23 protein-coding genes are annotated in these 25,445 nt (G+C 62.4%); 15 read left to right on the top strand and 8 right to left on the bottom strand.

Annotation, left to right across the window (positions count from 1 at the left end):
* Positions 1-18 precede the first annotated feature (18 nt).
* Entirely contained in the window at positions 19-657 is a 639-nt protein-coding gene (locus S4A8_RS15100) for a hypothetical protein (RefSeq protein WP_353220765.1), read from the top strand.
* A 301-nt stretch (positions 658-958) separates the two neighbouring features.
* Positions 959-2,686, top strand: coding sequence for a ubiquinone-dependent pyruvate dehydrogenase (gene poxB, locus S4A8_RS15095; RefSeq protein WP_353220764.1), 1,728 nt, complete (start codon positions 959-961; stop codon positions 2,684-2,686).
* A gap of 262 nt (positions 2,687-2,948) precedes the next feature.
* On the opposite strand, the gene S4A8_RS15090 is transcribed toward poxB, so the two are convergent.
* Entirely contained in the window at positions 2,949-3,815 is an 867-nt protein-coding gene (locus S4A8_RS15090) for an SDR family oxidoreductase (protein ID WP_353220763.1), read from the bottom strand.
* 116 nt (positions 3,816-3,931) lie between these two features.
* On the opposite strand from S4A8_RS15090, the gene S4A8_RS15085 reads away from it, so the two are divergent.
* Together S4A8_RS15085 and S4A8_RS15080 are read left to right on the top strand one after the other, a co-directional pair.
* A complete protein-coding gene (locus S4A8_RS15085) occupies positions 3,932-4,819 on the top strand; it encodes a LysR family transcriptional regulator (RefSeq protein ID WP_353220762.1) in 888 nt (295 codons plus the stop codon).
* A 92-nt stretch (positions 4,820-4,911) separates the two neighbouring features.
* Entirely contained in the window at positions 4,912-5,265 is a 354-nt protein-coding gene (locus S4A8_RS15080; RefSeq protein ID WP_353220761.1) for a hypothetical protein, read from the top strand.
* Between the two features lie 33 nt (positions 5,266-5,298).
* Here the strand turns inward: S4A8_RS15080 and S4A8_RS15075 are convergent, their stop codons facing one another.
* The 3 genes from S4A8_RS15075 to S4A8_RS15065 form a co-directional block, all read right to left on the bottom strand.
* Positions 5,299-5,526: a hypothetical protein gene (locus tag S4A8_RS15075; protein WP_353220760.1), complete on the bottom strand. Its 228-nt coding sequence runs from the start codon at positions 5,524-5,526 to the stop codon at positions 5,299-5,301.
* Positions 5,527-5,898: 372 nt separating this feature from the next.
* Entirely contained in the window at positions 5,899-6,390 is a 492-nt protein-coding gene (locus S4A8_RS15070; RefSeq protein ID WP_353220759.1) for a pyridoxamine 5'-phosphate oxidase family protein, read from the bottom strand.
* A 50-nt stretch (positions 6,391-6,440) separates the two neighbouring features.
* A complete protein-coding gene (locus S4A8_RS15065) occupies positions 6,441-7,682 on the bottom strand; it encodes a YbfB/YjiJ family MFS transporter (RefSeq protein WP_353220758.1) in 1,242 nt (413 codons plus the stop codon).
* A gap of 115 nt (positions 7,683-7,797) precedes the next feature.
* On the opposite strand from S4A8_RS15065, the gene S4A8_RS15060 reads away from it, so the two are divergent.
* From S4A8_RS15060 to S4A8_RS15035, 6 genes are all read left to right on the top strand, one after another.
* A complete protein-coding gene (locus tag S4A8_RS15060) occupies positions 7,798-8,664 on the top strand; it encodes a LysR family transcriptional regulator (RefSeq protein WP_353220757.1) in 867 nt (288 codons plus the stop codon).
* Between the two features lie 231 nt (positions 8,665-8,895).
* A complete protein-coding gene (locus S4A8_RS15055) occupies positions 8,896-9,513 on the top strand; it encodes a trimeric intracellular cation channel family protein (RefSeq protein WP_353220756.1) in 618 nt (205 codons plus the stop codon).
* A gap of 252 nt (positions 9,514-9,765) precedes the next feature.
* Entirely contained in the window at positions 9,766-11,892 is a 2,127-nt protein-coding gene (locus S4A8_RS15050; RefSeq protein WP_502950745.1) for a TonB-dependent siderophore receptor, read from the top strand.
* Between the two features lie 379 nt (positions 11,893-12,271).
* Positions 12,272-13,765 carry a DUF2252 domain-containing protein gene (locus S4A8_RS15045; protein WP_353220755.1) on the top strand — a complete coding sequence of 498 codons (1,494 nt, stop codon included), beginning with the start codon at positions 12,272-12,274 and terminating at the stop codon, positions 13,763-13,765.
* A 188-nt stretch (positions 13,766-13,953) separates the two neighbouring features.
* Positions 13,954-16,530 carry an EAL domain-containing protein gene (locus S4A8_RS15040; RefSeq protein WP_502950744.1) on the top strand — a complete coding sequence of 859 codons (2,577 nt, stop codon included), beginning with the start codon at positions 13,954-13,956 and terminating at the stop codon, positions 16,528-16,530.
* Positions 16,531-16,631: 101 nt separating this feature from the next.
* Positions 16,632-17,546 carry an AEC family transporter gene (locus S4A8_RS15035; protein WP_353220753.1) on the top strand — a complete coding sequence of 305 codons (915 nt, stop codon included), beginning with the start codon at positions 16,632-16,634 and terminating at the stop codon, positions 17,544-17,546.
* Between the two features lie 32 nt (positions 17,547-17,578).
* On the opposite strand, the gene S4A8_RS15030 is transcribed toward S4A8_RS15035, so the two are convergent.
* Positions 17,579-18,271 (bottom strand): GGDEF domain-containing protein, encoded by a 693-nt coding sequence (locus S4A8_RS15030; protein WP_353220752.1) that lies wholly within the window; start codon positions 18,269-18,271, stop codon positions 17,579-17,581.
* A 301-nt stretch (positions 18,272-18,572) separates the two neighbouring features.
* On the bottom strand, positions 18,573-19,757 hold the full coding sequence (locus S4A8_RS15025) for an S-methyl thiohydantoin desulfurase domain-containing protein (RefSeq protein ID WP_353220751.1): 1,185 nt from the start codon (positions 19,755-19,757) through the stop codon (positions 18,573-18,575).
* Positions 19,758-20,007: 250 nt separating this feature from the next.
* Between S4A8_RS15025 and S4A8_RS15020 the strand changes: the two genes are divergently transcribed.
* The 3 genes from S4A8_RS15020 (at position 20,008) to S4A8_RS15010 (ending at position 21,827) form a co-directional block, all read left to right on the top strand.
* Positions 20,008-20,304 carry a DUF3144 domain-containing protein gene (locus tag S4A8_RS15020; protein ID WP_353220750.1) on the top strand — a complete coding sequence of 99 codons (297 nt, stop codon included), beginning with the start codon at positions 20,008-20,010 and terminating at the stop codon, positions 20,302-20,304.
* Between the two features lie 67 nt (positions 20,305-20,371).
* Positions 20,372-21,397, top strand: a complete 1,026-nt coding sequence (locus tag S4A8_RS15015; protein ID WP_353220749.1) for a DUF72 domain-containing protein — start codon at positions 20,372-20,374, stop codon at positions 21,395-21,397.
* Between the two features lie 112 nt (positions 21,398-21,509).
* Positions 21,510-21,827 carry a DUF1244 domain-containing protein gene (locus S4A8_RS15010; RefSeq protein WP_353220748.1) on the top strand — a complete coding sequence of 106 codons (318 nt, stop codon included), beginning with the start codon at positions 21,510-21,512 and terminating at the stop codon, positions 21,825-21,827.
* A 142-nt stretch (positions 21,828-21,969) separates the two neighbouring features.
* On the opposite strand, the gene S4A8_RS15005 is transcribed toward S4A8_RS15010, so the two are convergent.
* Both S4A8_RS15005 and S4A8_RS15000 read right to left on the bottom strand, forming a co-directional pair.
* Positions 21,970-22,800 (bottom strand): GGDEF domain-containing protein, encoded by an 831-nt coding sequence (locus S4A8_RS15005; protein WP_353220747.1) that lies wholly within the window; start codon positions 22,798-22,800, stop codon positions 21,970-21,972.
* Between the two features lie 128 nt (positions 22,801-22,928).
* Positions 22,929-23,597 carry a YoaK family protein gene (locus S4A8_RS15000; RefSeq protein ID WP_353220746.1) on the bottom strand — a complete coding sequence of 223 codons (669 nt, stop codon included), beginning with the start codon at positions 23,595-23,597 and terminating at the stop codon, positions 22,929-22,931.
* A 344-nt stretch (positions 23,598-23,941) separates the two neighbouring features.
* Between S4A8_RS15000 and S4A8_RS14995 the strand changes: the two genes are divergently transcribed.
* Both S4A8_RS14995 and S4A8_RS14990 read left to right on the top strand, forming a co-directional pair.
* Positions 23,942-24,508, top strand: a complete 567-nt coding sequence (locus S4A8_RS14995; RefSeq protein ID WP_353220745.1) for a manganese efflux pump MntP — start codon at positions 23,942-23,944, stop codon at positions 24,506-24,508.
* A gap of 30 nt (positions 24,509-24,538) precedes the next feature.
* Positions 24,539-25,354, top strand: coding sequence for a DUF72 domain-containing protein (locus S4A8_RS14990; RefSeq protein ID WP_353220744.1), 816 nt, complete (start codon positions 24,539-24,541; stop codon positions 25,352-25,354).
* The last annotated feature ends 91 nt before the right edge of the window (positions 25,355-25,445 follow it).

The raw sequence follows: 25,445 nt of genomic DNA, 5'->3' as shown, positions 1-25,445 counted from the left end.
CCCGCACGCGCAATCATCGTGCTCGCGGGCAGCCCACGTTTTGGCAAAGGTCATGTCGGCGTGTCGTTCTTGAATCGCGACACCGCTGGCACTACCCATAACCCGTTCAACACAAAGAAAAAAGGAAGATGTATCGTGGCGTCACGTGTTTTATCCCGCTGGATTGTCGGTATCGTTCTGAGCGGCGTGCTTGCCTCGCCGGCGCTTGCGGCGCCGACCGAGCAAGCCACGGCTCTGTTTCAGCAATACTGTATGGGCAGCGATGGCGATCTGGCGGCGGTGATCGACGCGATGGATGCGTCCGAGGACTTCGGCAACCGCAGCGGCCGGGACATCGGCGCCATGCGTTATGCCAGCTTTACCGGCCCGGCCGATATCAACGCCTCGGTGAAGATCGGCTTCTCCACCGTCGATGATCATTGCTCGATCATCCTGCGCAACGTGAATGACCCGATGGCCACCAGCGAACAGATCGCCGAGGCGTTGGCAAAGCCGACCCAGACCGAAGTACAGCAGTTCAGGCCTTTTGGCGACTATGGAAAGGGCGGCTACGGCATGATCGGCTTCGAGGACCGGGGCGATATCGTCGTCGCACCGCTGACCACCGGCATCAGCCCCAACATCCTCCATATCAATTATTACCCGGTCGCTGAATAAGCTGGCGCCGGGTATTCGCTCAGCGCTAGCGTATCGATGTGATGCGCTGCGCTGTCGGCTGACCCGCAGGACGTAACCCACTTCCCCCGATCGCTCTCGATCTGCCCGCGCCGATCGACGCAATGACCGCGCAGCGTGCAGGCTCCGCGGCCCCGTCTCGGCCGTGTGAGCGAATATTCAGTCCGCTTTTTTGGCGGTAACCCGCTGCTACTGCTAGTGCGGCGTTCGCCGAATATTGCGTGTACAATGAAGCAATTAATTCAGGCGCGGCGATTTTCAGTGCCGCCCAAGAGATTGATTGATGGCCAAAAACACGGTTGCGGATGTACTCGCGGATCTACTGATCCAGGCCGGTGTGAAGAATGTCTGGGGCCTGCCGGGCGATTCGCTCAATGGCTTTACCGAGGCGCTACGCAAGCGCGAGGCCATTCGCTGGATCGGCGTGCGCCATGAAGAAGTCGCGGCACTCGCGGCAGCCGGCGAGGGCGATGCCCACGGCGGGCTCGCGGTCTGTGCCGGCTCATGCGGACCGGGCAATCTGCATCTGATCAATGGCTTGTTCGAGGCCCAGCGGGCGCATGTGCCGATGGTGGCCATCGCCGCCCAGATTCCGTCCTCCGAGGTCGGCCTCGGCTATTTCCAGGAGACGCACCCGCAGAACCTGTTCGCCGAGTGCAGCGACTATTGCGAGCTGGTTTCCAACGCCGCCCAGATTCCGCAGGTGCTGGAAGCAGCGATGAACAGCGCCATCGTCAATCGCTCGGTTTCGGTCATCGTCCTGCCCGGCGATGTGGCGCTTGCCGACGCGCCCGAGCGCCCCATGAACTGGCATCCGCCGGTGCGCCCGACCGTCGTGCCGCCGGTTGAGGCGCTCGATGTGCTCGCCGAGCACATCAACAAGGCCTCGAAGGTCACCATTCTTGGCGGCTACGGCTGCCACGGCTATCACGACGAAGTGCTGGCGTTCGCCGAGCGCATCAAGGCGCCCATCGTGCACGCGCTGCGTGGCAAGCAATCGCTGGAATACGACAACCCGTTCGATGTGGGCATGACCGGGCTCATCGGCTTTTCCTCCGGCTACCACGCCATGGAAGACTGCGATCTGCTGATCATGCTGGGCACCAACTTCCCGTATCGCGAGTTCTTTCCCGGGCACGGCAATGTCGTGCAGATCGATATCCGTGGCGCGCATCTCGGCCGGCGCTCGCCGCTGACGATGGGCCTGGTGGGCGATATTGGGCCCACGCTCGCCGCACTCATTCCCAAGCTCGAGGAAAACAGCAGCACCCAATTCCTCGACGCCTGTCAGGCTCATTACAAGAAAGCACGCGAAAACCTGGACGAGCTGGCCACCCCGCGCGAAGACAACGAACCGCTGCACCCGCAATACCTCACCGCCCGCGTCTCCGCGCTCTCGCACGACGATGCCGTATTCACCGCCGATGTGGGCACGCCCACCGTCTGGGCTGCGCGCTATATCCGCATGACCGAAGGGCGGCGTCTCACCGGCAGCTTCATGCACGGCTCCATGGCCGTCGCCGTGCCTGCCGCACTCGGCTGGCAGATCGCCTATCCCGAGCGACAGGTCGTCGCCCTGGCCGGCGACGGCGGCATCTCCATGCTCATGGGCGATCTCATCACGCTGGCGGCCGAAAACCTGCCCGTGAAGGTCATCGTCTACAACAACGAAACCCTCGGCTTCGTGGCCATGGAAATGAAAGTCGCCGGCTATATCGATTCCACCACCGATCTGCCGCAGGTCGACTACGCCAAACTCGCCGAATCGCTGGGCATTCGCGGTATCAAGGTCACCTCCTCGGCGGCCCTCGATGACGCGCTCAAACAAGCCTTCGAACACGACGGCCCGGTGGTCGTCGACGTGCGCACGGCCAAGCAGGAACTGTCCATGCCGCCGAAGATCGAGGCCAAGCAGGCGCGGGGCTTTTCGCTGTATATGCTGCGCGCCGTGATGAACGGGCGCGGGGATGAGGTCGTGGAGCTCGGTAAGACGAACTGGTGGCGCCGATAGGCCAGTAAGCCGGCTATGGCAGTGGCCGCTTATATTGGGAAATCGCGGATCGTATGCTGACTTTTTGACTGCGAGGCGCGAGCGACTGACTGTAAAGGAAACCGCCGAGCATATCGGCCTATCTGACTGCGCAGCTGTCGCCGCCCGCAGTTAGCTCGGTCGCACGGTACGGACGGTTTTCGGCAGTAACAGGGGACAGGCCCCGTCCAGCGCGTCCGATAAACGCCGGACAGGGCCCGCCCCTTGTGTACGCCGGAGTGGATCAGGCTGCCGCGAGGGTTTGGGCGGCGTCGCGATAGCTATGCAGCGGGCGGCCGAGCAGGGCGGTGACGCGGCTGCGATCGCCTGGTTTGGGAATCATGCCGTGGCTGACATAGCGCTCGGCCATCAGACGCATCTCGTAAGCCATCCAGCGGGGCATGAAGCGGGCCATGTTCTGCTCGAACCCGCTCGGGTCGTCACCGCCATAGGCGATAGAGCGGCCGAGTACATCGGACCAGATCGCAGCGATATCTTCGCCGGTCAGGGTGTCCGGGCCGACGATGTTTATGGTTTCGATCGGCAGTTTGCCTGCCGCCGCGTCACGTCGGATCAATTCGATGGCGGCCACTTCGGCGATGTCGCGCGCATCGACCATGGCGAGCCCCTTGCTGCCGATCGGCATCGGATAGATGCCATGCTGCACGATGACATCCTTCACCATCGCTTCGTTGTCGATGAAGTAGGTCGGACGCAGGATCGTGGTACTAAAGCCCATCGCTTCCAGCATCCGTTCGGCGCCGTACTTGACGGCGAAGTGGGGCACGTTGACCGCTTCGTCGGCCTCGAATACCGACAGGTAGACGACCCGTTCGATGCCGGCTTCGCGGGCGAGGTTGAGGGTGATGATCGCTTGCGTGAACTCGTCGCCGCTCACGGCGTTGAGCAGAAACAACGTACGGATGCCGGCGAAGGCCGCGCGCACGCTATCGATATCCAGCAGATCGCCCTGTACGACGTCGACGCCTGACGGGAAATCGGCCTTGCCGGGGTCGCGGGTGAGAACGCGCACGTCCGCATCGCGGTTGATGAGTTGGTCGACGACATGGCGGCCGACATGGCCGGTGGCACCGGTTACAAGAATGGTCATTTGAGTTCTCCTGGGTGGGGTGTTTCGACGAACTCAAATTAAGTGGTTCACGTGTGGGCGAATAGCCGCTATATATAGACGATCTGTTCCATTGGTGGAACACGTTCGGAGTGGCCATGGATCTGCTCGCGCTTGCCGATTTCACGCTCGTCGCGCGTCACGGGGGCTTCGGCCGGGCCGCGCGTGCGGCTTACAGGCCCAAGGCGACCCTGTCGCGACGCGTCGCGGGCCTGGAGGCGTCGTTAAACGTACGGCTTTTCGAGCGGGGCGCGCGCGAGCTCAAGCTCACCGAGGAAGGCCGGGCGCTCTACGAGCGGGCGGGATATCTGCTCACCGAGCTCGAGGAAACGACGGCTGCGATCGCCTCCGGCGGTACGCAGGTTCGGGGCCGGATGCGAATCAGCGTGCCGCTGCTTTTTTCGCAGATCGCAATGGGCCGGCTCGCGGCCGAGTTTGCGCTGCAATATCCAGACGTCAGGCTCGAGGTGACCACCGAAGATCGGTCGGTCGACATGATCGAGGAGGGATACGACCTCGTGATCCGCGTGAACCCGGATCCGGACGAAACCCTGGTTGGGCGGCCCTTCTTGCGCGATCGTCTCGTCATCGCGGCAAGTCCGACGCTTTCGCGTGTCGATCATGCGCCCGTGCCTGCGGTCGTGCGTGACGTCCCACAGGACGACCATTGGTCGATTGTCGATGCGCAAGGCGAAGCGAGCATGGCGTTCGAGCCGGTACTGCGTTTGTCGTCGATGATCATGATTCGCGACGCCGTGCGCGCAGGCGCGGGCGCAGGGTGCCTGCCGATTTCTCTGGTTGGGCAGGACATTGCCACGGGGCGCCTTGCCCATTGGGCGGACGTACCGGGCTCGGACGTTGCGTTATGGGTGCTCTACCCGACGCGACGTCTTGTCAATGCACGCGTCTCGGCGTTTCTCGATTTCCTGAAGGCAGCGTTTCCGACCGGCGCTTGCGAAGAGCTCGGCGCTTTTCTGGGTACCTGACTGTATTGATGTAGCCGGGGGTGCATCGCGACCGATGAGCTGGTGTCGAACGTCTCGATGGCACCTCAAGGTGGGGCCACGTCACACTGCAATTGACCTATAAGCCGGTGGCTGCCGGCGTTCGGGACCGGGGCCTGCTTTCAAGAAAGGCGCGTCGCGGCGAACTGACGTTGTTCGACGTCTGTGATCACGGCCAGCGACACGCCGGCATCCATGCGCGCATGTGGTTTCGCGACAAGGGCACGGCGAAACGTGTCGCCGAACACCGGATCAAGGTCCATGAGACGGTCGCGGGTGATGTGATCGATGTCGGGTACTCCGAACCGGGCGGCTACGGCACCAACGCTCCACGGAATTCCATGTGGGCGACGTTGACGGAATTGCATTCCGTGCACTGGATCTACGAGCGCCTGGCGTTTCGCCGCTTCAGGTTCCGCGCCGGCTGAAGCCGGAGCAGCGAGATCGCTGTATCGAACAGGTCAGCGAGTACTGCGCTTATCTCGTTGTCTTGCTGCGCGCCAGTTCTGGATCAGGCGATAGATCAGGCTCAGTACGCCGAATGCCAGGCAGAACAGCCCCAGCACATAGGGTTGGGTGAGCAGGGTGGCAAAGGTCACGCCCAGCACCAGCATCAACATGATCGGGCGATAATCGAATCGGGCCGGCGGGTTTTGCTCGGCCATACTCGAGTCGAGCAGGTCGGCCATGGCGTCGATGCGTTCGACACAGCTTGCCGAACAGGCAAGCCCGCCCGGTCTTTCAATGGCACAGCTGCGACAAATGCCTTTCCCACAACCGCGGCAGACGCCGATTGCGGCTACCGATTCATGATTGAAGCATTCCATCGTGGGGAGCTCAGCAATGTGTTCGAATCGCGGCTTCGGCGCGCGGCTGCGCGCCGCCGTTGTGTTTTACCGGCGCTATTCTAACCGAGCCCGGCCTGTGTAACAGCCTGCTACATAAGTACTTGCTGGCTAGCGCAGGCCAGAACGATTTGCCGGCAGTAACGGTCGGAATAGCGCCGCCGCGAACTAGGTCATCGGCCGTGGAGCCGCCCACGGCGGCCCGGCGCGGTGATGTCAGCGCGCGGCCCGGATCGCTTGCAAGGGCACTTCGCGCCGCATATCGATCGTGTCGGGCTGGACCTGTTGCTCGGAGAGACAGTTGAGCCATGCTTGCAGCGGTCGCGCGCGATAGAAGCGGCGCAGGCCTGAATCGAAGAAATCATCGAGTCGGATATCCGCGCCGGGATACAGCAGTGCGTGTGCGGCTTCGGCTTCTTTTGTATCGACAACGACCGCGGCCTCACAACGTAGATACAGACAGCGCTGGTTGTTCGTGCCGCGCGCCCGTGTCGAGTCGTAGTAGGTCAGAAACGCGAGCGGGTTGGCGCGGATGTTTTTCGAGTGAACCGCTTCGGTCCACGACGACCAGTAGATATCGAGGCTGGCATCGGGCACAGCCGTGGCTGGCGTGTTCCAGGGCTGGCTGTCGTGGCAGGTCGCGATATTGGCGTATAAACAGGTGCTCAGAATCTCGGCGCAGCGCGCGCCCAGGGCTTGTTCTTCCATGACAGGCTCCATTGAGTGATTGTGTGGTTCTGGGACGTCGGGCATCGCATTCATCGCCCATCGGCGCTGTGGCGTGACGCGCTTGCCCGGTGGGCATGCTGGCGTTGCTGACGTGCGGGATCGGCCCGCCAGGCCAGAATGCAGGCCAGCAGCAGAATCGCCGCGCAGATGGCAAACGACGGGCGGTAACTGTCGGCCGCTGTCGAAAGCGCGGACAGGCCGTAACCGGCGATCGCCTGAGCGAGTGCGAATGCCGCCGTTGCCTGGCCCCATAAGCGTTTGTGCTCGGCCGGCCCGGCGATTTCGGCCAGGCGGCCAGAGGTGAGGGCGACGACGCCCGGCACGAGCGCGCCGACTGCGATCGACGAGGCGGACCGTAGCCAGACCCCGGTCGCGATCAATGGCAGGCCCACGGCCAGGGCCTTGATGAGCAGCCCACCGATCAGGCTGGCCTGCCAGCCGGCGCGCGGCACGATGAGGCGTATGATCAGCGGGCCGATCATCGCGCCCAGTCCGAACAGGGCCCATTGCACGTTCGCGGCCGCCATGCCCAATCCGGCCTCGCGGGCGAGGTAATCGACCCAGAACACCGTATGCGGTACGAAGCCAATGGCATCGCCCGCATAGGCACCGATGACAAGCGCCACCGCCCATCGCACCGCACTGTTCGAAACGGGCGCGTTCGTTTGCTCTGCATCGCCGTCGCCGGATGGGCTCGGCAAGCGATACAGGGCGATGTCGCCAGCGGTGCCGGCGATCAGCGTCAAGGTACCCAGAACGATCCAGGCGACCCAGAGCCCGGCCTGCAGCAGTGTAGGTACGACCAGCGCCGACAACAGTGCGCCCATGCCGATGCCTGTAAACATCAAGCACCCCACGACCGGGCGTCGGTCGGGGCTGGTCGCAGCCAGGGCCGTGGCCGGGCCGACCACCATCAGCCATGCGCCTGTCAGGCCCGAGAGCACACGCCAGAAGAAAAACCAGGCGAACGGGGCGGCGTGGGCGCAGGCCAGAAAACTCAGCGCGGTAATACCGAACGAGGCGGCGAGGGTGGCGCGCGGGCCAAAACGTTCGGAAACTGCGTGCGCCGAGATCGCACCGATGAAATAGCCCAGCAGATTGGCCGCACCCAGATACACCGCGGCCGATGTGGTGAACCAGTGGGCAGCCACCACCGGTGGAATAAGCGCCGTGTAGGCGAATCGCGCCAGGCCGATGCCCACCAGTGTGGATGCCAGGCCGACAACGATGGCCGGTATATCCAAGCCTTGGTGGCGTGTTGTTTGCGCCATGAAAACGTCCGGCTGCGTTCGAGCGTGGAACGCCAAAATAAGCCGGCGCTCATTTCATTAGAAACGATTTTTAATGATAATCGCGATCTCTTTTTAAGATCCGACGACGGGCGCCATGCAACTTCATTCGCTGCGTTTATTCGCCGCCGTGGCCGAGAACGCAAGTTTCAGCGGCGCCGCGAAGCAAATGCATACGGTCCAATCCAATGTCACCGCCCATATCAAGAAGCTGGAAACCGAGCTGGGCGTGGTGCTGTTCGAGCGCCAGGGCGGTATTCACCTCACCCCGGCCGGCCACGCCTTCATTCCGCATGCACAACGGATTCTTGCCGCGCACGATAATGCCTGTGCCGCGTTTCAGGACGCGCAGGCGCCGAGCGGCGTATTACGTATCGGCTCGATAGAGAGCACCGCAGCGGTACGACTGCCCGATCTGCTGGCGAACTACCACAAGGCGTATCCGGGTATCGAGCCGCGTCTGACCACGGGCACGACGAACGATATCGTCTCTCAGCTTCTCGATGGCATCATCGATTGCGCCTTCGTTGCGGGCACGGTGCCTCATTCCAGCCTGTATTGTGTCGAGGCGTTTCAGGAGTCGCTCGTACTCGTTGCGGATGCGCCGATCAAGACGATGCCGGATAGCGATACGTTGCTGGAACGGCCATTTCTCGCGTTCAAGCAAGGCTGTCATTATCGACACCGGATCGAGCGGCTATTGGCCCGCGAGGGTATTGCTGCAGCGCGCATATTCGAATTCGGATCGATCGACGGTATTCTCGGTTGTGTCGCGGCCGGGATGGGGTATGCATTGCTGCCCAAAACGGTGGTCGATGCACACCGCTCGCGTTTTGCAATCCATTATCTCGAGCTGGCCGAGGAAATCGGCGACGTGGCGACATGGTTTGCAGCCACCGCCGCCGTGGGTTGGTCGCCGGCGCTGATCGCGTTCGAGCAAATGGTCCGAGCGCCGGCGAATTGACGGCGGGCTGGCGACATCGTGCGACCGATTATCGCGATGCCGTTTGTCTTTGTGACGCGATCGTTTGTGTCGGGCACGGTTCGCATGGCCTGGCGAAGCGTTTTGTCACTCGAAGGCGGATCTGGCGCCATCGCGGGTAATTGCCGATACGCTGCGATGGCGTCGGGTCGTCGTGCACGATTAGAATGACGCCAGCGACGCTACGCCATGCACGCCACCGGTTCGCGTTCTATGAATCTGTTGCTTAGCCTGCTGGAGCTTGCCGGAACGTTCGTTTTTGCGCTTAGTGGCGCGATGGCCGCAGCCCAGAAGCGGCTGGATATTTTCGGGCTGGCGGTATTGGCATTCGCGACCGGTACGGTGGGCGGGATCACCCGCGATCTGCTCATTGGCGCCACGCCGCCCCTGGCGATTGCCGATGCGCGCTACGGTGCGGCCACAATGCTCGCCGCACTCGTGGTTTTCTTCGGTTATCGCTGGGTGGATCACATCAGCCGACCGGTCGCGATCTTCGATGCCGCGGGCCTGTCGCTGTTTGCCGTGGGCGGCTCGATACGGGCCCTGGAATACGGGATTTCACCGGTAATGGCGGTTGTCATGGGCATTATCACCGGCATCGGTGGTGGCATCATGCGCGACGTGCTGATCGACCGTCTGCCCATGGTGTTGGCGCCGACCGAACTCTATGCCACCGCTGCGCTCCTGGGGTCGGCCATAGCGGTAACCGGCATGACATTGGCGTGGCCATTTTTGCCCACGGTTGTCAGCGCTGCCTTGTTGTGTTTTTTCGTGCGTTATATGGCCATGCGGCGAGGCTGGCACCTGCCGGTGCCGCGCGTGGATCCATAACGGGCCGTGCAGGCTGTCGTTGGCGCCAACGATTCAAACCTACGAATGTGAATCGTTCGCATTAGTATTGACATGTTGTGGGCCGCCACCTATCTTCGCTACGGGGCACCGGGTTCCGGGGCGGTGAACCCGATGCACCGGCGGGGGAGTACTTGAAGCAACGCCTTGGCGTGGCCGTTTGGGCCGACGCCGGGCGGCTACTGTCGCTTATCCCTTGGTTGGACGATCTTTCATACCTTCGAGGATGACGGCATGGCTGACGACAAATCGCGTGGCACGTGGGCATGGCCACATGCTGCAAGCGCACTTTTCTACGGCACGGCGCTGATCGCCATGCCGCTTAGTGCCAATGCACAGGATACGGGCGAGGGTGATAACGCCAGTCAGTCGGTGGTGTATCGTCTCGCGCCGGTCCTTGTTAACGCGCAGGCTGCGCCGGACGACAACGCGGCCACCACTGTCGCCCGCGAGCTATGGATGGGGGGCAAGGTCGCCACCAGCATTCTCGATACGCCTGCGTCTGTCTCCGTGATTACGGAAAAGGAAATCGAGCAGCGCGATGCCGATACCACCGAGGAAGTGCTTCAATACACGCCGGGCGTGATCACCGACTACTACGGCACGGACGACCGTAACGACTATTTCCAGATTCGCGGCTTTCAGGCCACGACCTATCGCGACGGGTTGACGCTGGGTTCCATGCGCGGCGTGCGCGAGGAGCCATTCGCGTATGAGCGCATCGAGGTATTGCGTGGCGCGAACTCGACCCTTTTCGGCCCGGCCGATCCGGGCGGCTCGGTGAACTTCGTGAGCAAGCGCCCGACGTTCCAGCGCTTCGGCCTGGGCTATATTTCGTACGACTCCTACAACAGCAAGGAAGTCGGCGTCGACGTCGGTGACACGCTCGACGACGACCAGACCCTGGCCTATCGCTTCGTCGGCAAGTTCAAGGACGGTGAGCGCGAATACGATTATTCGAAAGACAACGACCAGTTCGTGCTTGGCAGCATCTCCTGGGAGCCCACCGCGTATACGACCGGGACGCTGATCTTCGACTATCTCGATCGCGACAACACGCCCAACAGCGGCGGCTATCCGCTTGACCGTGAGTATGACCGCGACGACTTCTTCGGCGAGCCCGGCTTCAATTATCACGATGTCGAGCGAACCAGTATCACCGGCCTGCTCACCCACGATTTCGATAACGGCCTGACGCTGCAGGCGAATACGCGCTACAGCGACCTGAACGACGATTTCGGCTATGTCTACATCACCGATTCGCCCGCCCGCGCCGGCACGGTGGTCGATCGCGATTATTTCGGCACTGACAGCACGGCCCGGGAATATATCGGCAATACGATCCTGCAGTACGACGTCAGCTTCGAGCATATCGACAGCAGTACGCTCGGCGGGGTCGAGTACCGGGATGCCTCGACCGACGACAGCTCCTTCTATGGCAACGCCGCGCCGATCGATATCGCGAACCCGCAATACAGCGGTGCGCCGACCAACCTCAATATCTACAGCGGCAACGATCAGGACTACAAGACGCAGTCTGTCTTTCTGACCCAGAATCTGTCGTTCTTCGACCGCGTGGTCGCCACGGCCGGGCTGCGCCATGATTGGCTGGATCTGGCCAGTACGGATCTCAACGGTGTTCGCGCGTCCGATGATTTCTCGGAAACATCGGTGCGCGGTGCGCTGACCTATAAGGTCAACGACCAGATTTCAGCCTATATCAGCCAGGTCGAATCGGTTGCGCCGCCGTCCATCGGCGTCAAGCCCGAACGCGGGGAACAGTATGAACTCGGCGTGAAATACGCGCCGGCGGGGATGAACGCCTTGTTCTCCGCCGCGGTCTACGATCTGAGCAAGGACGATGTGACCATTGCGGTGGTCCAGGACAACGGCACGATCGAGCGGGAAACGATCGGCAAGTCCTGGGTGCGCGGCCTGGATCTCGAAGCCAAGGCCGAGCTGACGTCCAAGCTGAGCCTGACCGGCGGTTATTCCTATATGGACTCGGAAGTAGTGCGCGGCACGCTGCGCGACGGCACCTCGCTCGAAGGCAAGGCGTTCAGCATCGCGCCGGAACATACGGCCTCGCTCTGGACCTATTACCGTTTGCCGGCATGGGATATGAGCATGGGCGTCGGCGCGCGCTATATCGGTGCCTATTACTTCGATGCCGCCAACACCGACGAGAGCGACGCAGCAACGCTGTTCGATGCGGCATTCAGCTACGCGCTTGCCGACAACACCGATCTGGCGGTGAATGTGCGCAACCTGCTGGACGAGCAACACGTCGTAGGCTCCGGTACGGCGGACTACTACAACCCGGGGCGTGAGATCACGGCGAAGCTCAGCTATCGCTGGTGAGGCTGGCGCGCTCGTGTGCCTCCCGTAGCGGGGGCAAGCATGTCGCGGCGTCCGAGGACGCCGCATTTTTAAGTGCCGGCGAGATCGGCTTGTGCGAGTTCGACCTCGATGCCGAGTGCCTCGGCTGCTCAGGCGACGCTTAACCGCTGACCGACTCCAAATGCCTCGAACGCACTGCTCCAGGCACCCGATAGGCTGCGGAGTTGAGTGCAGTTTGCCGAATACGCCTACTGCCGGATGGCGGCTATCAGATACGAACAGCCGGCTCGGTCGTTGCATGGCCATGTGGTATTAGGGGTGCGCTATGCATGCGGGGCGCGGCCGAGTCGGGCATGCTGGTTGCACGACTGGCAAGACAAGCAGCGACACACGAGGGAACATGAGCGAAGAACCCGAGCAAACGCGAAAGGAACTTTACGAGCAGGCCCAGGCTCAGGAGATCGAGGGCCGGTCTTCGATGAGCAAGGCAGAACTGGCGGCCGCGCTCGAGCGCGAATCGTTCGAGGATGCACGGCCTGTGGTCGCCACCCGCTTCGATGCGTTTCGTCGCCTGGCGGAAGCGGTGGCCGCGGGCGAGTTCGTGCTGCGGCCGCGTATTCTTAGTGGTCACGATCGGCGCCGACATGTGCGTCAATGCCTGCGCGAGGATCACGAAACCCGTATCGCCGATTCGTCGGACGATGCCGCCATCAAGTTCGACGAGCTCTCGGACTCGCTGTATTCGTTTTTCCGCGGTACCGCGCTGCTGTTCTATCGCGATATGGCGGGCGAGGATGCCTGGATGCCGACCGTGCTGACGCTCGGCGATGTCCACCCGGAAAATTTCGGGGTGATGCCCAACGCGAATAACGTGCCGATTTTTTCGGTCAACGATTTCGACGAGGCGTATTACGCACCGTTCACCTGGGATATAAAACGCGGTGCGGTGGGTTTCATGATCGCCGCCGAAGCTGAGGGCGAACTCAAGCGCAAGCACCAGATCAAGGTGGTGCGGCATTTCGTGCGCGGCTATATCGAGGACATTCAGCGCCTGGCGCGCGAGGGCACCGAGCAGGACGAGGAGATGCGCTTCGACAATGCGCCGAAGCTCATCCGCAAGTTGTTCAAGAGCGCCCACGAGCCGCGTGCCGAGTGGCTGGTCGACGATTATCTGGACGAAACCAAGAGCGGTTTTCGATCCACCGAGGAGTTGGTGCCGATCTCGTCAAGACGCGAGGATTTTCAGGCGATCACCGACCGGCTGGTCGCGCAAAACGAGATCGACGTGCCCGATCGTGCTCGCGGCATGCGGGTCAAGGATGTGGCGATACGCCGGGGTCAGGGCACGGCCTCGCTCGGGCTCAATCGCTACTACGTGCTTGTCGAAGGGCCGCAGGCCGACGGTACGGACGATCTGATCATCGAATACAAACAGGCGCGGCGTTCGGCGCTGGCGGGTCTGGTACCGCCTTCGGCTTATGAAATGGACGAACGCGCGGAACGCATCAGCCATGCCCAGACCGTGCAGCTGGTACGTGGCGATGTGTTCTATGGCCATATCGAATTCGATGGCCTGAGCTATATGTCGCGTGAGCGCGCGCCGTTTCGCGACGATATCGACCTGGACGATCTGTCGAAAAGCCAGTGGAAGGACTATGCCCGTATCTGCGGGCGGGTACTCGCACGCGTGCATGCGCTGTCCGACGAATCCGGCAAGATCGACTACGACATCGAACCGGCGATCATGAACGCTATCGGCCCGCCGGAACTGTTTGCCGCCGACATGGTGGAATTCGCCATCGAAGCGGCCGATCGTGTACGCCGCGATCACGCGTTGTTCCGAGAAGATCACGCCCACGGTGCCTTCGAGCAGCTCGATATCGTGCACCGATAAGCGGCGGGTCCGCACGGCCAACAGGCCCAGCCGCGCGGGTTTTGTTGATCCAGAACACAACGCGTGCGCGCGCGTCGTGAATAATGGCCGGCCGCTCGATGCCGGCCCGACGCCGGTGCCTGGATGGTCGTTCAAGAAAATGGCGGTGCGGCCGGTATTGGTAGGGGGATATATGGATGTAGCCCCCAATGAGCACCCAGTTACGAGACGCGCCGTTCGCGCGGCGCACTGTTTCCTCAAGCCGATTGACGATGCACCAGGATTTGCCCGTAGAACGCGTGATGCAGACGGGGCTTCTCAGCTGCGAGCGAAATACCCCCTTACATGTGGCCGCGGCGCGCATGGCCGAGCGCCGCTGCAGCTCGATGCTGGTCATGGAAAATGGCCGAGCTGTCGGTATATGGACCGAGCACGATTGCCTGTATCTCGATTTTGCCGACGCCGCGGCGATGCGCCGGCCCATCGACCAGGCGATGCGCCAACCCATCGCGACCATCGGCGCCGATGCCTCGGTGGGCGAGGCGGCGACGCGATTTGCCAGCGAACAGCGCGACCATCTACTGGTGCTATCCGCCGACGGTGTGCCGGTGGGCATCGTGTCGCGCAGCGATGCCGTACTCAACCAGGGGCTCGAAAGCTATCTGCGGCTGCGCGAGGTACGCCATGCCATGTGCGACACGCCGCTCGTGCTCGAAGGACAGCTCACACTGAGTGAAACGGCGGCGCGCATGCGCGCTACCCAGAGTGATGCAGCCGTCGTCGAGTTGCCAGGGCGGGCGTTGGGCATCATCACCGAGCGCGACCTGGTGCGCTTTGTAGCCGATCACCCGGGTCAGGCGCGGATCGGGGACCTGGCGACCCGGCCGCTGCTGACGGTGTTTCCGCACGACACCCTCATTCATGCGCGCGACCAGCTCATTGCCCACCGGGTGCGGCATCTGGCCGTGGTCGATGATCGGACGCGGGTGGTCGGCCTACTGGGTTTTCGCGAGATGCTCGATAGCAGCGAGCGCTTCTATAGCGATGATCTACGTCAGGCCCTGGACCAGCGCGACCGGGCGTTGTCGCAGTCGCGCTTCAATCTGGAACTGGCCGAACGCGTGATCGATGCCTCGCTGGAAGGCATCATCATCACCGATGCCGCCACGCGTATCGAATTCGTGAATCCGGCGTTTACCCACATGACCGGTTATCGCCAGGAAGAGGTGGCCGGACACACGCCGGCTGTGCTTTCGTCCGGGCGTCACGGGCCCGAATTTTACGAGCGCATGTGGCACTCGCTCAAGCACAATGGCTACTGGCGTGGCGAGATATGGAACCGGCGCAAGAATGGCCAGCTGTATCTGGAACTGCTCACCATTACCGCCATCCGTGACGAAGAAGGCGAGATCACGAACTATGCGGCCTTGTTCAGCGATATCACGCATATTCGCGAAAACGAAGAGCAGGTTCGACGCCTGGCCTACTACGACGCGCTCACGCGCCTGCCCAACCGTCGCCTGCTTGAGGATCGGCTGTCGCTGTCCATGCGCCATGCCCATCGCCAGGGCCAGCGACTGGCGGTCATCTTTATCGATCTGGACCATTTCAAGCAGGTCAACGATTCCCTGGGCCACGCGATTGGCGACGAGCTGTTGCTGGAAGTCTCGCAGCGTCTGGCGGCCCACCTGCGTGAAGACGACACGCTGGCGCGGCTGGGCGGCGACGAATTCATCGTCTTGCTGCCGAATTTGGACGAGCCGGGTGAGGCGTCGCTGATCGCCAATCGCCTGATCGGCGCGATCAGTACACCGTTCAAGATCGAAGGTCATGAATTCCGGGTCGGATGCAGCCTGGGTGTGAGTTTCTATCCGGACGACGCCGACAGCATCGACGACCTGATGCGTAACGCCGATGCCGCGATGTATCGCGCCAAGCAGGAGGGGCGTAACACCTATCGCCTGTTCAATTCCAAAACCCAGGTGCAGGCGCATCACCACCTGGCCATGGAGAGCGCCCTACGCGATACCGCGGAAACCGGTGACGGGCTCGCGGTGCATTATCAACCGATCTTCGATACGCACAGCGGTGCCCTGCGTGGTGCCGAAGCGCTGCTGCGCTGGCATCATCCGTCGTTCGGCGATGTCGCACCCGTGGATTTCATTCCGGTGGCCGAACGCTCCGGGCTCATCCTGCCGCTGGGCCGGCGGCTGATTCGGGCCGTAGCCGCCCAGCAACACCGCTGGCGCGTCGCGGGTGTGCCGGTCGTACCCGTGGCGGTCAATCTATCGGCGAAACAGTTCTGGCAGAACGATCTGGCCGCGCGCCTGCAGACAATACTCGACGAGCACGACTTGCCGGCCGGGTTGATCGATGTCGAGCTCACCGAAAGTACGCTGCTCGATGAAAGCCAGCAGGCCACCGGCATCATCCAGGCGCTGCGGGAACTGGGCTGCGGCGTGGCGATCGACGATTTCGGCACCGGTTATTCGTCACTACGCTATTTGCAGGATCTGCCAGTTTCCACGCTCAAGATCGATCGTAGTTTTATCTCCCGGATGCTCACCGGCCAGGGAAGCCGCGCAATCGTGGCCGCGGTCAGTGGGCTGGCCGATGAGCTGGGGCTGAAGGTCGTTGCCGAGGGCGTGGAGAACGCCGATCAGTTACAGGCGTTGCGCCAATATCCGGTCCATTGTGTTCAGGGCTTTTATCTGGGCATGCCGGAGCCCGCCGAGGTGTTTGCCCGGCAATGGCTGGGCCAGCGCGATTCGGATACCTCGCGCTGACAAGGCTCGGCGGTTCCGCGCATTATTAGCCCGAAAAACCACCTGGTTTTATGCCGGGTTAAAATCGTCGTCTTTGCTTTTGAGTCAATAGGCTGGGCGCCATGCTCGCTATCCAGAATGCGCTCGGTCCGCTTTTTGCGCTGATTCTGTTCGGGGCGGTGCTCGGCCGTATCCATTATCCGGGCGGGGACTTCTGGGCACGTGCTGAGCGCTTGGTCTACTACGTATTCTTTCCCGCGCTTTTAGTGCATACCCTGGCGCGCGCCGATATCAGCGGCGTGCCGCTGATACGACTGGCCGTGGTTTGCCTCGGAGCGACGCTCGCCGCCGCACTCGGGCTCTGGCTGGCGCGCCGCCGCGTGGCAAACGATGAGGCCGCGTTTACCTCCGTTTTTCAGGGCGCCCTGCGCTTCAATACCTATGTCGCCATTGCCGGCGCGGGCGCTCTGCATGGTCAGGCCGGTATTGCCACGGCGGCGGTCGTGATTGCCGTGCTCGTGCCGACCGTGAATCTATTGAGTGTGGCCTGTTTCATCGGCGTGGGCGCGCTCGGTCGAACCGGTCTCGCACGCAGCCTGTTCGAACTGCTGCGCAACCCGCTGATCGTGGCCTGTATCGTCGGCATTACACTCAACGCCACGCATATCGGCCTGCCCGGCTGGAGCGATCCGATACTCGCGCTACTGGGGCGGCCGGCCTTGCCCTTGGGGTTGATCGCGGTGGGTGTGGCGCTAAGGCCTGCGCATCTATGGCGCGGCTCGCGCGCACTCTGGATGTCGAGTCTGGTCAAGTTGGCCGTCGTACCGGCGCTCGCCATGGGCCTTGCCTGGTTCGTCGGCCTGGATGCGGTCAGCCGCGATGTCGTGCTGTTGTTCACCGGCGTGTCGACAGCGACCTCGGCGTATATTCTTGCCCGCCAGCTCGGCGGCGACGCCGAACTGATGGCGGCCCTGATAACGCTACAGACCGCCGTGGCCATGCTCACCTTGCCATTGTGGCTGGTGCTGGCCGGGTGACGAGCGGCGGTGCCGGTACGGGCGAGTTGGCGTTAACTGCTGCTAACGGGCCCGCATACCCGGTTGCGGCCGGTATCCTTGGCCCGATACAGGGCACGATCGCTACGTACCATCAGGTCGTGAAACGATTCGCACTCAGGTGAGAGGGTCGCCACCCCCGTACTGATGGTCACACTGACGGTTTCCTTGGATGACACCGCCACCGGTTGGGCGGCGACATCCCGGCGTAGACGATCGGCAAGATCGAGGGCCTGCGCCAGGCCGACTTCGGGTAGCACGATGGCGAATTCTTCGCCGCCGATCCGGCCCACGGTGTCGACATGGGCGCGGGTGCCGCGCGAACAACAATCGGCGACTGCACAAATTACGTGATCTCCGGCGACGTGGCCCAGCGTGTCGTTGACGCGCTTGAACCAGTCGATATCGATGAGTAGTAGTGCCAGCTCGTGTTTGAGCCGGCGCGCACGCATGAATTCGTCTTCGCCGGTCTGCAACAGGTGTCGGCGGTTGTAGATGCCGGTGAGCGAGTCGCTGATGGACAGGGCATGCAGTTCGGCGTTCATGCGCTCGAGCAGGGCGTTTTGTTTGCGCAGTTTCTCGTTGAGTGCTTTGAGCTCGGCTTCCTGACGTTTCTTGATATCGAGATTGAAGCTCACGCCGGTAAAGCGATGCCCGGGTTCGTCGCCCTCGCGATCGACGATCTTGCCGTAGTTGGCATACCACACCCAGGCGCCCGACTTCGCACGAATACGGAATTCGCTGTAATACCGCTCGGTGCGCGGCCAGATGATCGGCCAGGGCCTGCTCGACGGCCGGTTTGTCGTCCGGATGCATGAGGCCGAAGATATCGTCGACGAATGCGGCCGACTCTTCGCTGTCGTAGCCCAGGTCGGAAAAGACCCGGTCAAGGCCGAATATGACCTCGCCGGTGAGCAGATCGTTTTCCCACAGATCGAGCCCACTGCATTCGAGCGCCAGATCGAGCCGCTTGCGGTAGAGTTCTTCTTCGTCCATACGACGGGCTGTCTAGGCGCGGCTGATCAGCCGCCCGCCATAGCCGATGCCACGCAACAGGGCGGCGAAACTTTCGGCTACGCCCGGCGCGTCACGAAAGGCGGGGGCGGCCTCGATTTTGAGTACGCTTACCGCCACGCCGGTGCTTTGACGCGTTGCACGGTCGTAATAGGGCGCGAGATCGTCGAAGGCATTGGAAAAACCGCGCCCGCTATGTTCGGAGTAATAGCAGATCGAATCGGGGGCGACGACTACCGGGGCCGCATCTTCACTGCAATAGAGAATCAGATTCTCGTTCATGTTGTAGATGCTGTGCGTCTGGCGGCTTTTTGCCGGGTCCGGGTGATCGCTGAGCCGGAGGATGCCGACATCCAGCGAAGCGCTGCTCGTGGCCTGCTTGACGTCGGTAATATAGACATTGGTCAGTACCGCCGATGCGTTACGCGCCGTAATACCGCTGATCTGCGCGGCAACGGCTGCGGTCGTTGGAGGTGTTGCGGCCTGTCTTAGATATTGGCCGAGTTTGCGCGTTTGTTCCAGTGTACCTGGCAAATAGTGATGCTTTAGGGCGAAGTCGTTTGCCTTGATGGATGGCCAGAGCATGATGCCGGCATAGCTGCCGAAGGCGTTGACGACGCCGCCGGCCAACGCCTCGATCGCGCCCGCGCTCGCGGCGTTCAAGCATGCAGACTCGACATGCGCCGGGCCATCGCCGTCGTTGGCCAGCACACAGGGCCCGGGAGACAGCCCGGCTGCGCCTGCGTAGATCGTCTGCTGTAGCTGGGGTACGGCACGACCAGCGCCGTCTGCATCGGCAACCCATTCGATCGCATGGTCGCTGAGCGCGGCTGCAATCAGCGGTACGGTGGAATTGATGGGCCCGATTTCGACTGCAAATACGCCGCGTGGCGAAGCGCCGCAGGCGGTTTCGAACGCCTGACGCGTGTTCGCCATGCAGCGTTTGATCGCGTCGAGCGTGAGGTTTTCGGCCGCGTCCGGCGAGCCCATCATGGCCAGCACGCAGGCGTCGGTGGTCGCGTCGTAGTCGCGAACGTCGACCGTGCCCGACCAGCCGCTTTCGCCCAGCTGCGCGATCAGATTGCAGGCGTCGGTATAGCTGCCGCCGCCGCCACTACCGAGCACCGCGGCACCGACCGCGATCGATTGAAAATCTTTCAGGTCATATTGGAATGCCATGGCGAGCGCAGCGCTGGATTTTTTACGTTGTCGGCGGCGCGCGGTCATTCTTGAGTTATCGACATGTTCCTGGCGTTGGCCAGTGATGGCCGAACTCAAGACGCTAAGGCCGTTGTTTTCGATGCCGGCGCGGCCCGCGTGGCGTACACGTGCAGGGCGCTATACCACGACAAATACGAAAGCGTTTTACGCACGGTTGTCTCCGGTATCCTGTGCGCCGCCATTCACTATTTTCGAAGGCAAAACGCCCATGAGCGGGAAAAGCCTATCTCCGGCATTTCGGGCCCGCGCGGACGAAGTGATCGATATCGCCAACCGCCAGTCGCAGACCGTATCGGCCGGGCAGGTCAGCGCATCGCTGATGTATGCCACGGCCCGGTTCAACGCGTTTCAGGTGGCCGCGACCGCCGAGACCACGCAAGACATGGCCGCAGAGCGCGACAATGCGATTGAATATTTCACGGCCCAGTATCGCAAGATGTTCGAAGACCATTTCGACGAGTGCATGGCCAACTTCGAGCGCTATACCGGCCGCGAGGGCGGCTGAAACCGATGCATGCCGGGCGTCGCCAGGGTCGAGCGTATGGGCCTCGCTGCATGCCTGATCGACGAGCATGAACGCCGACGACGCACATACCGGCTCGCTGTTTGGCGATGCGCCGCCGGCCTCGGCCGGGGTCGGCGCTGCATCGCCGGGTGTCGAGCTCGAACGCCTGGCCGCCGACCTGCCGCAACGATTGCGCCTGGGCACGTCGTCCTGGCATTTCCCCGGTTGGGCGAATCGGGTGTGGGATCGACTGTATAGCGAAAAGCAGCTTTCCCGGGCGGGTTTGCCTGCCTATGCGCGCCATCCGCTGTTTGGTGCCGTCAGCCTGGATCGCAGCTTCTATCGACCACTCGGCGTGGACGAGTACGCGAACTATGCAGACCAGGTACCGACGGGGTTTCGTTTCGTGGTTAAAGCGCCCGCGCAGGTGACCGATGCGCTCGTTCGCCAGACCGGTGGCCAGGGGGTGGAGGCAAACCCGGATTTTCTCGATCCCGAGCTGGCCTGGCGACAATTCGTGGCGCCTGCGAGTGCAGGGCTGGGCGACAAGCTCGGCGCACTGGTTTTTCAGATCAGCCCGCTGCCAAGCCGTTTGTTGACCGATATCGGCCCTGCGATCGCACGGCTGCGCGTCTTGCTACAGGCCGTGCGCGAGGTCGAGTCGCGGGTGCCCGAGGCGGTGGTGGCCGTCGAGGTGCGCAATCCGCAATGGCTGACGCCGGCGTTCGTGGCAGCGCTCAAGGCCCACGGTGCGACGTATTGTCTGGGGCTGCATCCACGCATGCCCAGTCCGGACGCACAGTTGCCGATTCTGCGCCAGCTCTGGCCGGGGCCGTTCGTGTGTCGTTGGAATCTCAACCCGAGCCACGGCGACTATGGTTACGAGGCCGCGCGCGAGCGCTATGCGCCGTTTGATCAACTCGTCGACCCCGATCCGCACACTCGCGATACCCTTGCACGGGTGATCGCGGGCACGGTCGACCACGGCCAGCCGGCGTTCGTGACCATCAATAACAAGGCCGAAGGCTGTGCGCCGGAGTCGGTACGCGCGCTGGCTGAAGCTGTCGCTGCGCTCAGACGAACAGCGCGCTAGCGAAGGTCATGCCCACCGCTGCCGGCGGCGCTGTCTTTATAATCGATGTTTATCGTGTCGCGATGGCGCTTTGACGCGGCGCGGGCACGTCTTAACCCCAAAGAGCTGACTCATGGACGAACAGACCCGTATCGAAGCCGAAGCCGCGGCCTTTCGTGGTTTGATCAAGCATCTGCAACAGCGCAGCGATGTCCAGAACATCGATCTCATGAATCTGGCAGGTTTCTGTCGCAATTGCCTGTCGAAATGGTATCGCGCCGAAGCCGAACTACGCGGGGCGTCGATCACGGACGCCGAGGCGCGCGAGCATGTCTACGGCATGCCGTATCCGGACTTCAAACAGCGCTATCAAACACCGGCCGACGACACGCAGAAAGCCAGGTTCGAATCGACCCGGGCGCTTCACGCCGATACCCGCGCCGGTAATTAGCGAACGCGGCAATCCAGCATCAGAACCGCGGATCGGCGGCTGTATTCGATGGCTGCGCGGGCCCTGGCGGCGCGAAGGCGCTTTGGCCGCCCGAAAAGCGTCTATTTTCGTGCCGGATTGATACCGAGCTGTGCGTATTACGTCAGGCTGCGCGTGCCAGCTGGATTCGATTGCGCCCGGCGCGCTTGGCCTGGTAGACCGCCTTGTCGGCCTGGTCGATCAGCGCGGCGATATGGCTGGCGCGCGGCGCCGACGCGGTCGCGATACCGATACTCAGGGTGACATGCAGTGTATCGCCCCCGATCGTGATCGGCATATGCTGGATATGCCGACGCAGGGCCTCGGCGATCTCCTGCGCGCGCTGGGGCGTGGTATCGCGTAGCAGACTGGCGAATTCTTCGCCGCCGAATCGACACAGCACGCCGTTTGCGTGCAGCGCGCGGTCAATCGCCTTGGCCATGCGGCACAGAATGATGTCGCCCACGCGATGGCCGTAGGTATCGTTAACCTGCTTGAAGTGATCGATATCGATGAACAAGAGCGCGACCGGCGTATCGGCGTTCAATTCGCGGTTGGCTGCTTCGAACAGGACACGGCGATTGGGCAGGCCGGTCAGTTCGTCGGTGCGCGCCAGACGATAGAGCTCGTGTTCGGCAACATCGAGACGTTTGATCAGCGATAACAGCGTGAGCATCATCGCCGGCATGATCGTCAGCGAGCAGGCCAGCGCGATTACATAACCGATTGCGCCGTGTGGCAAGCCCGCCAGTTCCATGCTGATACCGGTGACCGCGAACGCCACCAGGGTGGTGACGAAGGTGACCACCGCCGTGGCGCGCCATACACCAACACGCCGGACAAAGGCACGCATGCCCCAGGCCGAACGTTTGTCAGGCCCGGTTGCGGCATCCTGGCCCGGCGCCCAGGCGTGGGATGCGGGCCCGCGATTGGGATCGGCACGCAATTCAAACACGGTTGCAATGCGACATGGCAATACGCTTGGCATGTAGTGGGCGGTATCGGCGCTGCGCGGCGCGGACTTAGGAATAACCCATAGGTTTATCCAATTCAAGCGCGCATGGGCAGCATGTCGGCTTGGTGCTAACGCTGTGCCGAGGCGCCAACGCCCTCGTCGGCATTGATATAGCGATGCGCCGCAAGGCCGAGCGCGGCCGCGGCCAGCGCGGCGAACCAGAGCCCATCGAGGCCGATGAGGGTATAGACACGCGTGCCGATCAGCGTGCCCATGACCAGGCCCAGCCAGAGCATGAGATACCAGGCCCAGGCCAGGCGATCGCCCTGGCCGAGCAGGGCGGCTGTAATACGTTGGCCGAGTTTGACCAGCGTGCCGGTCATATAGGTCAAACCGATGGTGACCTCGCCGTTGCGCTCGAACACCGTGTTTTCAGCCCCCATGGCCAGCGCCATGCACATGATGGCAAGCGTGCCCAGGCCCACGTCGTGGCATATTGCGGCGATGCCCAGCAGCAAGGCGACGACCGCCACCACCGCGCTCGGGCGCCGGTGGCGCGCCCGCTGGCCGATGAGCGTGCCCAGCATCACGCCGGCGACGAACAGGCCGATCAAGGCCGCTGGCAGCGCCGCTTTCGACCAGGCGCTTTCAAGCCCGACACCCAGGCGCGTGGAATTGCCGCTCATGAAAGAGACGAAGTAACCGCCCAGGGCGATAAAACCCATGGCATCGACATAGCCGGACAGGGCTGTCAGACCGGCAGCAATCACACGTTCGCGGCGACGATAGCTGATCACGGAAGCGGGTTTCGTTGGCGAAAGAAGGCGCAGATTCTGCGGCGTCGATGGCGGGAGTACAACCGCGCGGTGCCCTGTGCGCACGGGCACCACGTGGTGGGGACATCGCGGCTGCGCGGTTTTTGCGCGCCCGCATGCCCGCGTCACTGCTTTTCGCTACCGCGCTTGCCGGTTTGCGGCCGGGTGGTGCCGGCCAAACCCATGAAAAGAGGACGGATTATCGACGCGCGGTAGCGTTTCTGAGCATAGGCTGAATATATGAGTCGAGCGTAAAAACTTGTTTTCACGAGGGTTTGAATTAATCTCGCCGCCGTCCGAGCTGCCGCGAAGAAGCGGGATAGGCCATGTCACTCGTTACATCTTTTTCCTTGGGGCTAAGCCTGTCGATGGATGCCTTTGCGGCTTCGGTAACCCAGGGCGCACGGCAACGTCATACGCCGATGACCGAAGCGCTACGGGTCGCGTTTTATTTCGGGACCCTGGAAGCGTTGTTGCCGCTCATCGGCTGGTCTTTGGGGCTGGCTCTGGGGTCCATGATCGCGGCGGTCGATCACTGGATCGCCTTCGTGCTGTTGCTGGGTATCGGTACGAAAATGATCTACGAGGCCGTGCGTTCTGGCGGCAGGCAAAGCGCATCGACCGCCCCCGCCAGTACGGCCCGTATGCTGCTACTGGCGCTGGGTACGAGTATCGATGCCGCCGCGGTCGGCATGCCCTTGTTGGTGCTCGGGGTACCGATCGTGCCTGCGGTGCTGATCATCGGCGCCACCACCTTTGCGATGACCTGTCTGGGCTTCATGCTCGGTGGCGTGGCCGGCAAGCGCGTGCCGCGCTACGCCGAAGGGTTTGGGGGCTTTGTGTTGATCGGTATCGGCACAGCCATTCTGATCGAGCATGTCGGTCTGGTGTAGGTTGTGTGCAGGCACAACGACGACTGATTGATGGTGAGCGCGGCATATCGTATTCGTACCGGCATCGGTGGCTGGACCTACAAACCGTGGCGGGGCAGCTTCTACCCGCCCGATTTGGCCCAGAAGGATGAGTTGGCCTATGCCGCGGGCCAGCTCGCGACTATCGAGATCAACGGCACCTATTACCGTACGCAGAAGCCGGCCACCTTCGAACGCTGGGCGCAGGCGGTACCGGATGGTTTTGTCTTTTCGCTCAAGGCGCCGCGCTATGTGGTCAACCGCAAGCACCTCGACGAGGCCGGCGAGGGCATCGCGCGTTTCGTCAACTCCGGCATCGTAGCGCTGGGCGATCGGCTTGGCCCGATTCTGTGGCAGCTGCCGCCGACCAAGCCATTCGCAGCAGACGAATTCGGCGCCTTCCTCGACGCCCTGCCGGATTCGGTCGACGGCATGGGTTTGCGCCATGCCGTGGAACTGCGGCATGACAGCTTCGCCTGTAGCGAGGCGATTGCTCTGTGTCGCGCGGCCGGCGTGGCGATCGTCTATGCCGATAGCGACGACTACCCGGCGATCGCCGATACCACCGCGCCGGATTTTGTCTACGCAAGGCTACAGCGTGGCGACAATGACTGCAATACCGGCTATTCGCCGGCCGCGCTCGATGACTGGGCTACGCGCTTGCGAAACTGGGCCGAGGGCAGCCAGCCCCAGGATTTGCCCTGTTTCGATACGCAGGCGAGTCCGAGTACGGCGAAACCCAAGGATGTATTCGCCTATTTCATACGCGAAGGCAAGGTGCGTGCCCCGCAGGCGGCAATGGCCTTGCAACAGCGTATCGACGCGTAAAGGGTCGCGCTTGTTTCCCAGCTCATCGACGAACGCGCGCATGTACACGGTTCCGGAAGTCATGTCTCCGCAGATTACACAGATCGAAGAA

The organism is Salinisphaera sp. S4-8 (assembly GCF_040361235.1).
GTDB lineage: Bacteria > Pseudomonadota > Gammaproteobacteria > Nevskiales > Salinisphaeraceae > Salinisphaera.
Note: the sequence above shows the minus strand (reverse complement) of the source record. Positions and strands in the feature narration are given on the sequence as shown.